Annotated in this window: 18 protein-coding genes; 11 read left to right on the top strand and 7 right to left on the bottom strand. The window is 49.8% G+C overall.

Annotated elements, in window-relative coordinates; all coding sequences use genetic code 11:
• A complete protein-coding gene (locus AC1RVX_RS26020) occupies nt 1-378 on the bottom strand; it encodes a nuclear transport factor 2 family protein (RefSeq protein ID WP_493219488.1) in 378 nt (125 codons plus the stop codon).
• 74 nt (nt 379-452) lie between these two features.
• Nucleotides 453-1,058 carry a glutathione transferase GstA gene (gstA, locus tag AC1RVX_RS26015; RefSeq protein ID WP_493219487.1) on the bottom strand — a complete coding sequence of 202 codons (606 nt, stop codon included), beginning with the start codon at nt 1,056-1,058 and terminating at the stop codon, nt 453-455.
• A gap of 139 nt (nt 1,059-1,197) precedes the next feature.
• Between gstA and AC1RVX_RS26010 the strand changes: the two genes are divergently transcribed.
• Nucleotides 1,198-2,112: a LysR family transcriptional regulator gene (locus AC1RVX_RS26010; protein WP_493219486.1), complete on the top strand. Its 915-nt coding sequence runs from the start codon at nt 1,198-1,200 to the stop codon at nt 2,110-2,112.
• Here AC1RVX_RS26010 and AC1RVX_RS26005 read toward each other — a convergent pair.
• The gene (locus AC1RVX_RS26005) at nt 2,075-2,929 is read right to left on the bottom strand and encodes an alpha/beta fold hydrolase (RefSeq protein ID WP_493219485.1); all 855 of its coding nucleotides are present in this window, start codon (nt 2,927-2,929) and stop codon (nt 2,075-2,077) included. The two genes, AC1RVX_RS26010 and AC1RVX_RS26005, sit on opposite strands and share 38 nt — an antisense overlap.
• Nucleotides 2,860-3,870 (bottom strand): M14 family zinc carboxypeptidase, encoded by a 1,011-nt coding sequence (locus AC1RVX_RS26000; RefSeq protein ID WP_493219484.1) that lies wholly within the window; start codon nt 3,868-3,870, stop codon nt 2,860-2,862. The genes AC1RVX_RS26005 and AC1RVX_RS26000 overlap by 70 nt, the downstream gene beginning before the upstream one ends.
• A gap of 222 nt (nt 3,871-4,092) precedes the next feature.
• Here AC1RVX_RS26000 and AC1RVX_RS25995 point away from each other — a divergent pair, with 222 nt between their 5' ends.
• From AC1RVX_RS25995 to AC1RVX_RS25960, 8 genes are all read left to right on the top strand, one after another.
• Complete coding sequence (locus AC1RVX_RS25995) at nt 4,093-5,268, top strand: aminotransferase class V-fold PLP-dependent enzyme (protein ID WP_493219483.1); 1,176 nt, start codon at nt 4,093-4,095, stop codon at nt 5,266-5,268.
• Between the two features lie 80 nt (nt 5,269-5,348).
• The gene (locus AC1RVX_RS25990; RefSeq protein WP_493219482.1) at nt 5,349-5,909 is read left to right on the top strand and encodes a helix-turn-helix domain-containing protein; all 561 of its coding nucleotides are present in this window, start codon (nt 5,349-5,351) and stop codon (nt 5,907-5,909) included.
• A 3-nt stretch (nt 5,910-5,912) separates the two neighbouring features.
• Nucleotides 5,913-6,440: a GNAT family N-acetyltransferase gene (locus AC1RVX_RS25985; protein WP_493219481.1), complete on the top strand. Its 528-nt coding sequence runs from the start codon at nt 5,913-5,915 to the stop codon at nt 6,438-6,440.
• 13 nt (nt 6,441-6,453) lie between these two features.
• Entirely contained in the window at nt 6,454-7,191 is a 738-nt protein-coding gene (locus AC1RVX_RS25980) for a metallophosphoesterase family protein (RefSeq protein WP_493219480.1), read from the top strand.
• 7 nt (nt 7,192-7,198) lie between these two features.
• Nucleotides 7,199-7,756, top strand: coding sequence for a cysteine hydrolase family protein (locus tag AC1RVX_RS25975; protein ID WP_493219479.1), 558 nt, complete (start codon nt 7,199-7,201; stop codon nt 7,754-7,756).
• Between the two features lie 140 nt (nt 7,757-7,896).
• Entirely contained in the window at nt 7,897-8,688 is a 792-nt protein-coding gene (locus tag AC1RVX_RS25970; protein WP_493219478.1) for a TIGR00266 family protein, read from the top strand.
• Nucleotides 8,689-9,194: 506 nt separating this feature from the next.
• Nucleotides 9,195-9,380: a CsbD family protein gene (locus AC1RVX_RS25965; RefSeq protein ID WP_493219477.1), complete on the top strand. Its 186-nt coding sequence runs from the start codon at nt 9,195-9,197 to the stop codon at nt 9,378-9,380.
• A gap of 124 nt (nt 9,381-9,504) precedes the next feature.
• The gene (locus tag AC1RVX_RS25960) at nt 9,505-10,719 is read left to right on the top strand and encodes an AI-2E family transporter (RefSeq protein ID WP_493219476.1); all 1,215 of its coding nucleotides are present in this window, start codon (nt 9,505-9,507) and stop codon (nt 10,717-10,719) included.
• A gap of 96 nt (nt 10,720-10,815) precedes the next feature.
• Here the strand turns inward: AC1RVX_RS25960 and AC1RVX_RS25955 are convergent, their stop codons facing one another.
• On the bottom strand, nt 10,816-11,277 hold the full coding sequence (locus tag AC1RVX_RS25955) for an outer membrane lipoprotein (RefSeq protein WP_493219475.1): 462 nt from the start codon (nt 11,275-11,277) through the stop codon (nt 10,816-10,818).
• 336 nt (nt 11,278-11,613) lie between these two features.
• Here AC1RVX_RS25955 and AC1RVX_RS25950 point away from each other — a divergent pair, with 336 nt between their 5' ends.
• Nucleotides 11,614-12,447 carry a Crp/Fnr family transcriptional regulator gene (locus AC1RVX_RS25950; RefSeq protein ID WP_493219474.1) on the top strand — a complete coding sequence of 278 codons (834 nt, stop codon included), beginning with the start codon at nt 11,614-11,616 and terminating at the stop codon, nt 12,445-12,447.
• Between the two features lie 62 nt (nt 12,448-12,509).
• Here AC1RVX_RS25950 and AC1RVX_RS25945 read toward each other — a convergent pair whose 3' ends face one another.
• Nucleotides 12,510-13,874 (bottom strand): sensor histidine kinase, encoded by a 1,365-nt coding sequence (locus AC1RVX_RS25945; protein WP_493219473.1) that lies wholly within the window; start codon nt 13,872-13,874, stop codon nt 12,510-12,512.
• 342 nt (nt 13,875-14,216) lie between these two features.
• On the opposite strand from AC1RVX_RS25945, the gene AC1RVX_RS25940 reads away from it, so the two are divergent.
• The gene (locus AC1RVX_RS25940; protein ID WP_493219472.1) at nt 14,217-14,597 is read left to right on the top strand and encodes a response regulator; all 381 of its coding nucleotides are present in this window, start codon (nt 14,217-14,219) and stop codon (nt 14,595-14,597) included.
• 55 nt (nt 14,598-14,652) lie between these two features.
• On the opposite strand, the gene AC1RVX_RS25935 is transcribed toward AC1RVX_RS25940, so the two are convergent.
• Nucleotides 14,653-15,285 carry a response regulator gene (locus AC1RVX_RS25935; protein ID WP_493219471.1) on the bottom strand — a complete coding sequence of 211 codons (633 nt, stop codon included), beginning with the start codon at nt 15,283-15,285 and terminating at the stop codon, nt 14,653-14,655.
• Nucleotides 15,286-15,728 lie beyond the last annotated feature (443 nt).

Genomic DNA, 15,728 nt, shown 5'->3' with positions numbered 1-15,728 from the left:
TCAAGTATCCGTCAACTCAAAATGAAACACCTTACTGACAATCTGCCACCTGCCATCAAGGTTAGTCAAAGTTAAAAAATCAGTGAAAAATTTGTTTGCAATGGCACATTCCACACGTGCAAAGGCGGTCACGGGCCCAGCCATTTCTATGGAAATGATACGGTCACGGCGCGTTTCGTTGTTACTGGCGGGGGAAGGGCGTTTGTCGACGATGGGGAAATATTGCTGCATGTTCAAATGCAGCAGATTGCCATCAGTGGCGCAGAAATAATGGGCTTCCGGGTGGAATACTTTGGCCAGGATGCTGGTATTACTTCGATACAAGCCGTCAAAATACTGATGCAAGGTGGCGATGATGTCAGGGTAGGCGGTTTGCATTTTTATCTCTTGAGTGTGATGGAAAAAAGCCGGCTGCTGGCAGCCGGCTTCTTGTTACAGACAGTGTGCTGGTGTCAGGCGGGCAGGCCCTCTGCTTTCAACGCTGCTTGCACATGGGGTCTGGCTTTGACAGTGGCGATGAAATTTTGCAAGTAGGCAAAGTCGCTGATATCCAGATTCACGTGTTTGGCCCAGCCGCTGACGGCAAACAGGTAGGCGTCGGCCACGGTGAAGGTATTCCCTGTCAGGTAGGTGCTGCCTTCCAGGCGGCTATTGACCCAGGCAAATTTCTTGCGAAGTGATGCAGCGATCACAGCTTTGGCGTCGGCATTGATGGCGGGGTTAAACAGCGGAGTGAAAGATTTGTGCAATTCTGACGTGATGTAGTTCTGCCATTCGAGCACGCGGTATCGCGCTATACCGGCAGCTGGCAGCAAGCTGCGGTCTTCTGCGCGTTCGACAACGTATTGGGCAATGATGGAACCTTCGGTCAGTATCTGGCCGTCGTCCAGTTCCATGGTTGGTACCTGGCCTTTGGAATTGATGCTGTAAAAATCCTTGCCATCGGCAGTTTTGTGGGTAGAGGTATCAACTTTCTGCAATTTAAATTCGAGACCTGCTTCACGCAGGATGATATGCGGGGACAAAGAACAGGCGCCGGGAGAGAAATAGAGTTTCATGGCTTTGGGCTTCCGATAAAAGATTGACGAGCGGTTGACAAGCGGCTCTGCCATGGTGGCAGGGCATAGCGGCATACTATGCCAAACGAAATAGTTGATAAACTAGATAAAAGTTACTTTATAAATTACATGGTGTAATGTGAATCGACATTTTGCAGATGTGTTGCTAGGCAGCATAGAATTGTTTTGCCTGGCAGCCGAGCTAGAGAGCTTTAAGGATGCAGCCAATACAGCGGGGTTAACGCCAGCGGCGGTCAGCCGTTCCATAGCCAGGCTGGAAGAACGCATAGGCGTGCGCCTGTTTGTACGCACCACACGGCAATTGCGCCTGACCGAAGCCGGGCGTGCCTACTTTGTGCAATGCCGCCAGGCCCTGAATCAACTGGTAGAGGCCGAGCGTGAAGTGTCCGGCCAGCAAATGCAACCCGCCGGTCTGGTACGCATCAGCATGCCGACACCGTATGGACATTATCGGGTGCTGCCCCTGCTGGCAAAGTTCCGTCAGTTATATCCGCTGGTCAGACTGGATTTGCAATTGAGCAACCGTAATGTTGACTTTACTGCCGACGGCTTTGATCTGGTGATACGTGGCCGCATCCCGCCAGATTCTGGCATGATTGCGCGCCGTCTGGAAGACACGGAAGTTGTGGTCTGCGCTACGCCAGAATATTTGCAGCGTGTTGGCGTACCGACAAAACTTGAAGACCTGGATCAGCATGAATGCCTGCAATTTGTCTTGCCCAGCGCAGGACAAAACATTGTCTGGATATTCAAACGCGATGGTGAGGACGTAGACTGGCTAACCAAAGGTAGCCTCACCTGTTCAGAAGACTTGCTGGGCATCATTACTCTGGCAAAACATGGTGCAGGTTTGTTGCAGGCGTCGCGCTTCATGGTGGAAGACGATTTGCGGACAGGGCGGCTGGTGGAGGTGTTACAGGAATTCAGTGGACGAACGCGGCCATTTTCTGTCTTGTATCCGCGTGATCGTCACCTGCCTTTACGGGTCAGGGTATTCATTGATTTTCTGATCGCAGAGTTGGCGCAGAATTAGCATCTGCCTGCCATGTCAGTACTTGTTGTATTACCCAGGCAGCATCGTCGAGCGTTAAATCATGGCCAGCAGCAGGATGCAGATGCAGGGGACACTGCCATTGTTGTGCCAGCTTGCGTGAACAGGCAACATTGACCAGCCTGTCATGTTCACCCGCGAGTAACAGTAGCGGAACTTTGCCTGAATATGGCGGCGCACGAAAGCGCATGGCAGCCAGCAGTTGCCGCAGGATATTGCCAACGCTGATGGGCTTGTCCTGCGAATAGGCAGCCCAGCGCGCCACGATGGCTTTACCCTGTTCTTCCGTATGCAGATTACTGGTGATACGCAAGATTAGTTGCTCACGTTGCGTGCGCGAGCCGAATAACATGGTGGTAATCAGGGCTGGGTAATTTGCTGGCCGCAGCCTGTGGTAAAAAGGGTTATGCGGCGCCACACTGGTATTGATCAGCACCATGCGCTGCAAGTCTTCCGGATATCTGTTTGCCCAGGCCAGGGCAACCATGGCTCCCAGTGAAACTGCCAGTATTTGCACAGGTTTTGATATCCCTTGTGTGTGTAACTGCTGGTGGCAGTAATCAGCCATAGCCTCTACGCTGCTAAGACTATGCTCTGCATGCAATTGGCCATTACCAGGAAAATCCAGGCATAACACCTGTTCAGCAGCTGTTGCTTGCTGAAAGCGTGCAGGAAAATCTCCCCAGTGTCTGCTTTCGCGCATCAGGCCACGCAATAGCACCCAGGTCGTCATGGCCTGTACCAGCGCGCCACGGCCCGCTCTTGCAGGCGCAGGCGGGTTGGCCCCTTGGCCAGCCATTGTGCATGGCCACAAGTTGCCCGCATCAGAAAATCCAGCCAGGAATTATGCCGCCGCAAGACACGGCTCAGCCTGTGCAGAGCTACGGGGTTGAACATGCCATGCCGTGAAAATAACTGGCGCGGGTTTTTCTTCACCCATAACCACGACCCCATTTCCAGCGTCAGCGGCAAAAAGGTTTTGCTGCTGTCCTGTTGTGCCTGCAGGTACAGATAATCCCAGACATCACCATGGGTGCGGTATTGCAGGCTCTGCGGCTCGAACAGGTAAGAATGATTGGGATGGGTTTGCTCGAATAATTCTTCCAGTGCCAGAATGTCGGCCAGATGGTCGATAGGGTGTACGCTGTGCGCATGCGGGAACCAGACGCGGTCACGCAAGCCAAACCCGGAATGACAATCGATCGCCATACTGAAAGGGCGCGACAGCAATTCTTGCTGCACGGTGCGGCATAGCGCCAGGTTTTCTGCTTCCATGTCTGCACCAGCCGCACCGCGATACCAGGGCAGGCGTGGACTATATCGATGGCCACCTAGCAGAAAAGGCACCTTGTCTTGCGCTTCCACCGGCGCATTGCGCATCAGGTCAACACCACTGGGGTTGCAACGCGTAGATTGCCACATGCCACCAGGATTAATCAGCGGCATGAATACCAGGCGCACATCCTGCAACATATGTTGCAGGCTCTTATCCCAGGACAGGCGTGTCAGCAGACCGCGCAAAAAAGACAGCAAAACCTGCGTGCCTATACGTTCCAGCCCGTGTATGCCACCAAAAAAACCGATGGCTGGTGCGCTGGTATCGGGATTGCCCAGCGCCAGTTTATAAACGGGGAATTGCTTCTGCCTGACCGCTATCTCACACAAAACCTCCACCTCCAGCTGTCCACGGCCAAGGGCAATAATGCGTTCCAGTTCATTCAATTCAGGCAAGGCAGACATGAGCAAGTGCTTAAAAGTTAACCACGCCATGCTAGAGGAGCTATACGCAGAATGCAAGAAAGATGGGGCCTTGGCGTTAAACTGGGCAATTATGACCAACACTTTATGATATCCGGCCATGCAGGGAACTTTTCGCTCACCTTGGCCTCTGCATATAGAATGCCTAGTTGCAGCTTGGATTTTACTGCGGCAGAAGGTTTGAAAAAATTAAAGGAGTTGCTTTTGGCTAGTCAATTGAAGAACATCGCTGCCGACGATGAGGCCTATTGGTCAGATGTCAGTTCGCAATACACCGTTTCACCAGACTTCATCAATCTGGAGAACGGTTATTTCGGCGTGCAGGCACGGCCTGTGTTTGAAGCATTCTCTCGATATCAGGCGCAGGTGAATGCCGAGACTTCGTATTTCTTGCGGGTGCGTTATGCGCCGCTGTTTGTGCAGGTCATGCAGGCGCTGAAGGATTTTTGCGGTGTGGATGACGGTGAACTGGTATTAACCCGTAATCTGATCGAGGGCATGAATATTTTGCTGCAGGGTTATCCTTTGCAGGCCGGCGATGAAGTCATACTCGCCACGCATGATTACGATCTTGTCATTGACACCCTGCTGATGCTGGAAAAACGCAAGCAGATACAGCTGCGGCATTTGCAGTTGCCGTTTGACCCAGTCAGTGATGAAGAAATCGTGGCACAGTATGAACAGGCGATTACGCCAAAAACCAAGCTGATACTGGTCACCCACATGGTGCACAGGACAGGGCAGATCATGCCGGTTGCCAAAATCACCGCCATGGCCAGACGCCATGGAGTAGATGTCATGGTCGATGCTGCGCATTCCTTTGCGCATCTTAACTATCGCATGACAGAACTGGGTGCCGACTTTGTGGCAGTGAATCTGCACAAGTGGCTGGGTGTGCCGCTGGGCGTGGGTATGCTGTACATACGCAAGCACAGGGTGGCGGATATCGCCCCACTGTTCGGCAATGCCAAGTTTGCTGCTGATGAAATATTCAAATTCACGCAAGTGGGTACGGTGCCGCCAGCCAATGTATTGACGGTGCTGGATGCGCTCAAGTTTCATGACTCCATCGGTTCTGCCAACAAGGAAGCGCGCCTGCGTTACCTGACGCAATATTGGGTGAACCAGGTGCGCGGCCTGCCTGATGTACGCATCATGACGCCGACCGATCCGCAACGTTCCTGCGCCATTGCCGGTTTTGGTATCGCTGGCAATTCTGGTCACGCCATCGTCGATTATCTGATGCGTGAGCACAAGATATTCACTGTCACACGTGATCTGGATGGCCATGACATTGTCAGGGTGACGCCGCATCTGTATACCAGCCTGGAAGACCTCGACAAGCTGGTGGCAGCTATCAGGCATCTGACGCAAGCCTGATCTGGATGCCTGGCGTAGAGATCGGGCAATAGAAATAATTTCCAGTTTACAGGATTTTAATATCCTATATAATGGAAATTATGGATATCAATACGATTATTGCCCTCAGGGTGCGTGAGTTACGTGATCAACAAAAGCTATCGCTGGATGCGCTGGCCAAGCGCAGCGGCGTCAGCCGTTCGAATATTTCCCTGATAGAGCGTGCAGAAAGTAGCCCAACGGCGGCAGTGCTCGACAAGCTGGCAGTAGGCTTGGGTGTATCACTGGCTTCGCTGTTTGAAGACAGTACGCCTGCTGCAGTCGCTTCACCAGTATCGCGCCTGGCGGAACAGACATTCTGGACTGACCCTGCCTCCGGTTATATGCGCCGCAATCTGTCACCTGGCCTGCCTTCGCCCATACAACTGGTGGAAGTGGAATTCCCGGTTGGGCAAACCGTGCGCTATGACAGTTTTCATCGCGATGTGGATATCCAGCAGCAAGTCTGGATACTGGCAGGCGAGATGCGTATCCATGTAGGCGAGCAAGCCTGGGATTTACATACCGGCGATTGCCTGTCCATGAAACTGGATAAACCCATTATTTTTCATAACCCAGGCGCTGTCCAGGCGCACTATCTGGTTGCGCTTTGCAAGGAGTAAACAATGTCTGATCAAGTGCATATACACATTCTTGACGCCATAGAAGCGCAGGCCAGTGTGCCTGCTCTGGCTGACGTATTGATTGACTGTGTTGCCGGTGGCGCGTCCGTCAGTTTCATGTGGCCCTTGCCACGCGAACGGGCGTTGCAATTTTGGCAGAGTGTGGCAGATGGGGTAGCACGCAATGAGCGCGTCTTGCTGGTCGCCAGGGACAGTAACGGCGAAATTCTGGGTACGGTACAATTGATCACTGCCATGCCAGACAATCAGCCGCACAGGGCCGATGTTGCCAAGATGCTGGTGCACAGAAAGGCGCGTCGCCAGGGGGTTGCACAAGCGCTGATGGTAGCGCTTGATGAAGTCGCCAAGGCGCAAGGCAAGACGGTGTTGGTGCTTGATACCGTCACCGGTGGTGATGCCGAACGTCTGTATGAACGGGCTGGCTGGCAACGGGTAGGCAGTGTGCCTAACTATGCCTTGATGCCTGACGGGGCATATTGTGGAACAACGATCTTTCATAAGCAGATTTAACAGGTAGTTCATTATGCGCATCGCGGTGATTTCTGATATCCATGGCAATCTGCCCGCACTGGAAGCAGTGACTGCTGATCTGCGCCTGCGTAGTGTTGATCAGGTAGTGAATCTGGGGGATAGTCTCTCTGGCCCCTTGCTACCAAGAGAAACTGCTGGTTTCCTGATGGCGCAGCAGGGGTGGACACATCTGGCGGGCAATCATGAGCGGCAGATTCTTGAGTTAAATGAGCGTTCTGGTGCGGGTGATGTATATGCACATCAGCAAATCACGGCAGAGCAAAAAAATTGGATATCCACACTTCTGCCCATGCAGTATCTGAATGAAGAAGTCTTGCTCTGTCACGGTACCCCAGATAGTGATGTGGTGACCTTGCTGCAGACAGCAGACAGAAATGCGACTGCAGAAGAAGTGGAAGCAAGGTTGGGACAGCTCAATGCAGCAGTGATCTTATGTGGCCATAGTCATGTTGCCCGCAGTGTGCGTAATGCGCGTGGGCAGCTTATTGTTAATCCTGGCAGTGTAGGTCATCCCGCTTATGAAGACGATTATCCTTACGCACATGTGATTGAATCAGGTTCGCCGGATGCACGCTATGCCATCATTGAAAAGCGTCAGCAGGCATGGACAGCATGCATGATCTCTGTCCCGTATGCTTATCAGAAAATGGCTGACCTTGCGGCGTCGCGCGGACGCGAAGATTGGGTATGCGCATTGAACAGCGGCTACATGAATAAAACGAAGAATTAAAGGCGATATGAAAAAACAAAACACGGCTCTTATCATCATCGACATGCAGCGTGGCATGGCTGACCCAAAAGCCGGACGCAGAAATAACCCGGATGCAGAAGGCAATATAAAACAGTTGCTGGCAGCATGGCGTGCAGAAAATGGTCCGGTGGTGCATGTCAGGCACATGTCGCGTTCCCCTGCTTCTGTCTTCTGGCCTGGACAGCCAGGTAATGAATTCCAGGACAGTTTCATGCCACTGGCCAGCGAACATGTGGTTGAGAAAAATGTGACTGATGCCTTCGTGAATACCGGCCTGGAGCGTTGGCTGCATGTGCGTGGCATCAAAGACCTGGTGATTGTCGGTGTCAGCACCAATAATTCAGTTGAGGCTACTGCCCGCAGTGCCGGTAACCTGGGGTTTACTACCGTGGTAGTGGCAGATGCCTGTTTCAGTTTTGACAGACTGGATTTGCATGGCAAGCCGCAGACAGCTGAAGATGTTCATTTGAACGCACTCACTAATCTGCAGGGTGAATACGCGAACGTCGTGTATGCCGATACGCTTCTGGCTGATGACATATAAGCTGACATACAAGCTGCAGCGGTAATTTTCATAAACGATTACCGCCTCCAACATCTACCCTATCGCTCAAAAATTTCATAGAATGCCCATCACTGCCGCGCGGGGTTGCGGACTAATTTTTATTCAATGGGAAAATTATCATGGCCATGGATGTCATAGACTACGAAATTTTTGGTGACGATATGCAATTCGTCGAAGTCGAACTGGACCCTGGTGAAGCAGCCATAGGTGAAGCCGGCACCATGTTTTACATGGAAGATGACATACAGATGGAAACCATCTTTGGTGATGGTTCTGCCGGACAGACAGGCATCTTCGGTAAATTGCTGGGGGCAGGCAAGCGTCTGGTGACAGGCGAAACCCTGTTCACCACGGTTTTCATGAACGGTGGCGTGGGCAAGAGGAAAGTTGCTTTTAGCGCCGCTTATCCAGGCAAAATCATTCCCATGCATCTGAATCAGATGGGTGGCACCCTGCTGTGCCAGAAAGATGCCTTCCTGTGTGCTGCCAAAGGCGTGTCACTGGGTATTGCCTTCCAAAAGCGCCTGGGGGCAGGTTTCTTTGGTGGCGAAGGCTTCATCCTGCAAAAGCTTGAAGGTGATGGCCTGGCCTTCATCCATGCTGGTGGTGCCATCATAGAAAAGACCTTGCGCCCCGGCGAAACCATGCGTGTGGACACAGGCTGTGTAGTGGCATTTACCCAGGAAGTCGATTTTGATATCAAGTTTGTCGGCGGCATCAAGACAGCCCTGTTTGGAGGTGAAGGTATATTCTTTGCCCATTTACGCGGCCCCGGTAAGGTGTGGCTGCAATCCTTACCATTGGCCCGCCTGGCAAATCGTATCGTCGGGGCGTCGAAAATCGGCGGTAGCAAAGGTGGCGAGCAAGGATCGGTACTGGGTGGACTGGGTAATATTTTTAAAGATGAATAGATCAACACGCTCAAATCGGTCTGCACACAAGCGTAATTTTTTGCCAATACTGCTTCGGCATTCTTGAAATTACCGACATCTGAGCTTGCTCCTTACCGCTACGGGGCAAGCCCGGATGTCAATTCATTTTGACCAGCACTGGTCTTCATTTCTGCACTAACACCTCACTATTACCTCACTATTCAAGCGGATGCTTCTCCCGTCGATCACCGACACAGCCGGGCCCGATCCCGGTTTTATTTTTCCTGTGTTCGTCAACGTACAGAAACAATTTTGGTATCTGTATAAATTGGTTCTGCTTCAATCAATTGTTTTGTGACATTTGAAAATGGCACATTTGTCTTCATTGAAAGAAGTACAGAAATCTTTTTGATAGTAGGACTTACGCAAAACCGCCCCAGCTGCGTTGCAACTCCTTGCCGTACTATTCGTACTGTCTTCGTCGTTGCGTCTTGCTGTGACAATTTTTCTTAAGTCCCAGATAGAAACAATTAAACAGGAGTCTTATGATGAATTCGGATCAAGTCAAAGGTGCTGCAAAAAAAGTGGCTGGCAAAGTTCAACAGGAAGGAGGCAAGCTAGCCGGTAGCAAGAAGCAGCAAGTCAAGGGTGCGGCCAAACAAGTAGAAGGTAGCATGCAAGCGGCCTTGGGCAATATCATCGAAATATTCAAGCACGGTCAACCGCACTGAGCACCTGACACTTCCCGGGCTTTGTGCAACACAAGTGATGCAAAAGCCCTGCATTTTTCAGATTGCATGACCCAAGTCGCTTATTCAAAATAGTCACAATAATTCAGACAGATGGAGCAGAGCGATGGACGTGCCTATACCAGATATTCCCTCTGAAACGGATGGCAGTAACGACAGGAAAATTGCTGATACCGTGCTTCCTGATGGTAAAGCAGTGACCCCTGTTGATACACAGGCTCAATTCTTCCCTGGTATTCATGTCAACGCCCGTGGCCTTGCCTTGACCATATTGGCAGCCGTTGCTTTCGTTTTTGCCCTGAGTGCAGCGCAGCGGTTTTTCATACCACTGGTTTTTGGCATTTTCGTTGCCTACACGCTGTCTCCTCTGGTCGATACCTTGCAACGTCTGCGCATACCTCGTGTGATCGCCACCACAGTGGTGATGATCAGCATACTGACTATCATCGGTACACAGATCAGTTCATTGCATACTGAATTTGACTCCATTCTTGATCAACTGCCGGTGGCAACACGCAAGTTTTCCAGTGAAATGAGCGAGTTGCAAATAGGCCGGAGCGGCCTGATGCAAAAAATGCAGATGGCAGCCACTGAAATAGAAAAGGCAACCAGCCAGGCGACAACAGGCGTGCAATCCAGTCTGAAGAAAGCGGTGGTCAGTGATCCACCAGTACTGAAACTGCGTGAATTGCTATTGGCAGGCTCACTTGGGATTATGGATTTGCTGGGGCAGGCAATCATGACGGTGTTTCTTATTTTTTTCCTTCTGCTATCTGGTGACAAATTCAAGCGAAAACTGGTCAAGATCACCGGCCCCTCGCTGACGCAGAAGCGCGTTACCGTACAAATTCTGGGCAAGATCAATACCTCGGTACAGCAATATATGTTCATGTTATTGATCACCAACGGCTTGCTGACTTTGCTGAGCTGGATCGCTTTTCATCTCATTGGCTTAGAAAATGCCGGGGCCTGGGCCGTGGCCAGTGGCCTGCTGCATGTCATCCCTTATTTTGGTTCGCTATTGATGGCCCTTGCAGTCTGTCTGATTGCCTATGTGCAGTTTGGTACTATCTCGATGGCTTTGCTGGTGGCGGGTATCTCTATCGCAATTGCGGCACTGGTGGGCACTGTGGTTACTACCTGGATGACAGGGCGCATTACCCGCATGAATGCTGCAGCCGTCTTTATCTCGCTCTTGTTTTGGGGCTGGTTGTGGGGTGCGTGGGGCTTGTTGCTGGGCGTACCGATTATTGTGATTGTGAAAGTCATATCCGAGCACATAGACGGCATGCAAACCGTTGCCGAGTTATTGAGCGAATAAGCGGCATGGCGACCAGTAGACATTCCCCGAAGGGAATGTCTACTCGGGTTGCTGGCATGAGCCGTGTCACAGCCGCCTGGCACACATTCATAACGCTTAATTCCGATATACGTAGTTATCTTTCACATACACGCGATTGCCCACACGCAGGTCGGCAATATTGTCTTGTACGATGGTTTGATATACCCCGTTATCCAGGCGTACGCTGATTTGATAGGCTTCGCGTACTTGCTGGTTGCGGTTGTTATTTTCTATATTATTCCCGACGATGGCACCACCAACGACGCCAGCAGCAGTGGCAGCTGTATTACCTCTACCACCACCGACCTGGTTGCCTAAAATTCCACCGACAACACCGCCAACTATGGCACCGGCACCAGGCCCTCTATTTTCGCTCGACACTTGCACGATCTGTATCGATTCAATCACGCCGTAGTTGCTGTAGGCTGTCTGTGAGGCTGGATATGCCGTTGCCGTCGATGGTGAACTACCACATGCACCGAGCAGGGCAGAGGCAACAACGGTCAAGACAATAGTGGTTTGCTTACATATATTCATGATCGTTCTCTATAGTTGTTCGTATGAATAATCGTAAATTATGTGTCTACATCAGTCAGTGCGATAACGTACTTTAGCCTGACGATATCAGATATCCAGAAAACGGAGTCGCTCTTGTAGGACTATTCCCACATATAACCGCGTGGTCAGCGTACAAATGCTTACCAGACTGTCTGATGCCTACTTTAAGGATAAAAAACTAAAGTGTAGTCAGATTGATGGACGTCAGGCAAGGCACCAAAAATAGCTGATGTCGCGATCAAGAAAATAATGCTGTGCACCGGAACTATGGCAGGTAAGGCACGACATTGGATGTCTTTGAAAAAAGGAGCAACGATGAATAGCACGCAAACAGGGGTTTCAATGGCAGCACATCCATCGCTGGTTTCTGGCGGGGGACTGCATCGCAGATATTCAGTGGACTACGCACCTGTAGTTGGAGCAAGGGCAGGTCTTGGACTGCATGATGACATTATACAAAACGACATCCTGGGTGCGCTGCCTGAAGATGAACTTGCATTCCTCATGCCACATCTGGAACTGGTTGAATTGCCATTTGATAAAGAACTTTACGAGTATGGTGCCAAATTATCTCATGTGTATTTCCCGACTACCGCTGTGGTTGCTTTGCTGTATGTGTTGGCAGATGGGGATGTCACTGAAATTGGCGTGACCGGGCACGAAGGTTTGCTCGGCATTTCTGTACTGATGGGTGAGCGCGCCCTGGGTACAGCCATGGTGCAATGTGCTGGTGGTGCTTATAAATTAAAGGCCCAGGTGTTGAAGGACGCGCATGCCAGAGGCGGAAAATTACAGCAAATACTGATGCGCTATACCCAGGCCCTGTTCGCTCAGATGGCGCAAAATTCGGTCTGTGGGCGTCATTATTCTATCGACCAGCAATTGTCGCGCTGGTTGCTCGACAGGCTGGATCGCCTGTACGGCAATGAATTAAAAGTAACCCAGGAAATGATTGCAAACATGTTGGGTGTGCGTCGTGAAAGTGTTACTGAAGCAGCAGGGAAATTACAGCATGAAGGCTTGATCCAGTACAAGCGCGGCAATATTACTGTGCTCGATCGCGAAGGGTTGGAAATGCATGCGGGTGAGTGCTATCGCGTGTCCAAGCAGGAATTTGATCAGATACTGACTACTGGCATGCTGCGTTAATCTGGCTGCAAAATTCGCAGTTTGCAACAACGCAAACCTCCGCTGTCATGACAGTGGAGGTTTTATGTTTTAAAGGGGATAAAAGTTTCTATTACCGTACCGTGGTTGTCTGGGCCGGGCTTGACAGAAAAACTTCCACCCAACAGCAAAGCACGTTCGCGCATGCCTAATATGCCGTGGGTTTTTGGCTTGCTGATGGCATCTGTTGGGATACCTATGCCATTATCAAGAATCTGCAGCCACAATCCTTGCTCCGTGCGTTTCAGGCTGATCCTGACCTCAGTAGCTTGTGCATACTTGATGACGTTATTCAGCGATTCCTGGGCAATGCGGAACAGGGCAATCGACCAGGCTGGATCTATGGTGTCGAAATCTTCTGCAATATCCGCCACATAAGATAACCCGGCCATTGCCGTTACTTCTTCGTAATAGTGTTGTATGGAGGCAGACAAGCCAAGGTTATCCAGCATGCTGGGACGCAAATCTTCCACGATGCGCCGCTTCATATCAACGGTGTCAAGCAGGGCAAGTTTGGTTCTTTGCAATTGCTTTGCCAGCTCAGGTTCTTTGTCCTTGAGTTTTTCCGTGACGATAGAAATATCCATGCTGATCGCCGTTAAATTCGATCCCATTTCATCGTGTAGCTCGCGGGCCAGTTTGGCTTTCTCTTTTTCCGAAACATTTAATAAGTGGCGCGACAAAACAGATAATTGCTCGGTTCGTTTCAGCACCGTGGTTTCCAGATTATCGTTGGCAATCTTCAACGCATTTTCTATTCCACGTTGATTGTAGAAACTACGATAGATCAGTCGGTAAAACAAAATCAGGACCAAAAGTGCAATGGCATTGGTTGCCGTACCGAAGAAGATCGCATCCTTATATTCGGTATAAAAAACCTGGCGCCTGGCTGCCAATACTTCGTTCTCTTCCTTTTCCATGATGATATCGAGCAGTCTGATTTCATCCATAACATCCCGGCCTTCTTCAACTTTGGCGAGTTCAGTGATACCAGTCAGGCCAAATTGTCTATACGTTGAAATGCCGTGCTCAAATACCTTGGCTTTGCTGTCGTAGAGCCTGCGTAATTCCGCCAGGTTCTTGACCTGCGCAGAGTTGTCTTGCAACAATTTGTCCAGTTCCTTGAAGTCATTTGCCAGCTTGCTTTTGGCTATTTCCCAAGGGCGAACATAGACTTCGTTACCAGACATGAAATAGCCACGCAGGCTGCTTTCGGAATCCATGATAAGCAGGTTGATGTTCTTGAGTTTGTCTTTGACACTCCAGTTATGTTCCACCCAGTCATTGTTAGCCTTGAGTTTTTCCAGATTCTGGTAAGCCGAATACGCATTGCCAATCAAAATGAAGAGGCAGATCATAAATAAAAACGTGATGTACAGGGGTATCGACGTAGATGTGTTTTTTTTCAAGAAAATTTCCTCAAGAAATGGCCGGATTCATTACGTATTGACTGGAAAAAATGAAAGTCAGCGATATGAGCTTTCATTCATTTTTTCCTTTTAAGCTGGAAAATCTGATTCTTTTGCCGACTATGAAAAACAATACCTCAATTGATAAATAATGTGTCGCAAATTTAAAGAGATTTTCTACGCCCCTGAAAATTCATGAAGTAGGTTTTTTCCTACAAACTATTCCGTGAAAGCTTATTGCCAATTAACTGTAGTCTCCTTAAAATGAATTGCATTGACACTTCATAACAGATCTGGTGGCCTTATCACAGTGAGTTTCAGTTTCCAAAAGTTTGGAACAAAATGGACGACAAGAAAAAATTGAAAGTATTTTTAATTGAAGATGCGCAAAGGATTCGTTCAGTGCTGATTGAGGTTTTGCAACAGACTGAAAATATAGAAGTCATCGGTTTCGCAGAAAGTGAAAAAGAGGCTTTAATTCAATTGCGCTCTATCGAATGGGACGTCGCCATTGTGGACATAGGCTTGCGTGAAGGCAGTGGCCTGGCCGTATTGTCCGGACTGAAAGATGATGGTCGTCAATATGGATCACGCCTGGTATTTACCAGCAATCCCAGCAATGCCTTAAAAACCCGCACTATGTCGTTAGGGGCGGAAGGCTTTTTTGATAAATCCCGCGAAATGGATAATCTGGTCGACCACATCCAGGCTCTGGTTCATTAAATCTTGCTATCTTGATACCCGGCAACACGACGCCTGTTCAAAAGAGATCATTTGTTTATTCGAGCAAATTATTCTTCATTGCGTAATAGGTTAAATCGCAATTTGATTGCAGATTCATTTTTTCCATCACACGGGTACGATAGGTACTGATGGTTTTCACGCTGAGCGACAGGGTAAGGGCAATGTCGGATACACATTCGCCTTTTGCCAGTCTTAGAAATACCTGGAATTCACGATCAGACAGCTCGGTATGCATGGCAGTTTCTGCATTATGGTCAAAACCCTGCGCCAGAATTTCACCCACGTCCGCACTCACATAACGACGTCCGGTTGACACTGTGCGTATAGCCTTGATGAGTTCATCTGCATCACATTCCTTGTTCAGATACCCATTTGCGCCCATGCGTAAGAGATTGACTGCATATTGCTGTGCAGGATAACCACTTAAAATCAGAATAGGTAACTCGGGCTGACCCTGTTTGATGGTACGCAAGGTGTCGATACCGCTTTGATCAGGCATGCTGATATCCAGCAGCATGACATCGCAGGCATCTTTCCTGGCAATTTCAAGGGCTTCACGTCCGGTCGTGGCCTCGGCAACTACTTCAAAATCACTGACTTCTGAAAATATCTGCCTGAAGCCTGCCCGCACAATTTGATGGTCGTCACAGACGGCGATACGTATCATTTTTTTCCTTCAGATGAAATGCAAAAACCTACACTAACTTGTTTCAATACAGCATCATATAGGCAGCATAAGCCACGCGTTTACGCTTACAGCATAGCACCTGGATAAAATATGTGGGCAAGTAGTCATCATGACTTGTTGTTGCTCATGGAAAATGGGAATAATGCGGTGCTCCGTCTGCCACACATGCGATGAGTGCTGCCGACCGTGCTGCGTCCTGAAGATAGGTCTGTTGGCCAGACGGTAACAAAGTCGTGACAGACCAGTTTGCTCAAGACGGCAGAGGATCAGGGTCGGGAAAGCGGAGTGAGATTGGTTTGTTGGCGTTTAATGCATTGTCTGATCACCTTTTGCGCATCACTGATGACCAGTTGGCATCTGGCATTGGCCAGCATTTGATAACCACAGGCACGTAGTTGTTGCTTGCCTAGCAAGAGGCCTGT

Source organism: Undibacterium sp. GW821-FHT11B02 (assembly GCF_058808955.1).
This window is presented reverse-complemented; position numbering and strand designations above follow the sequence as displayed.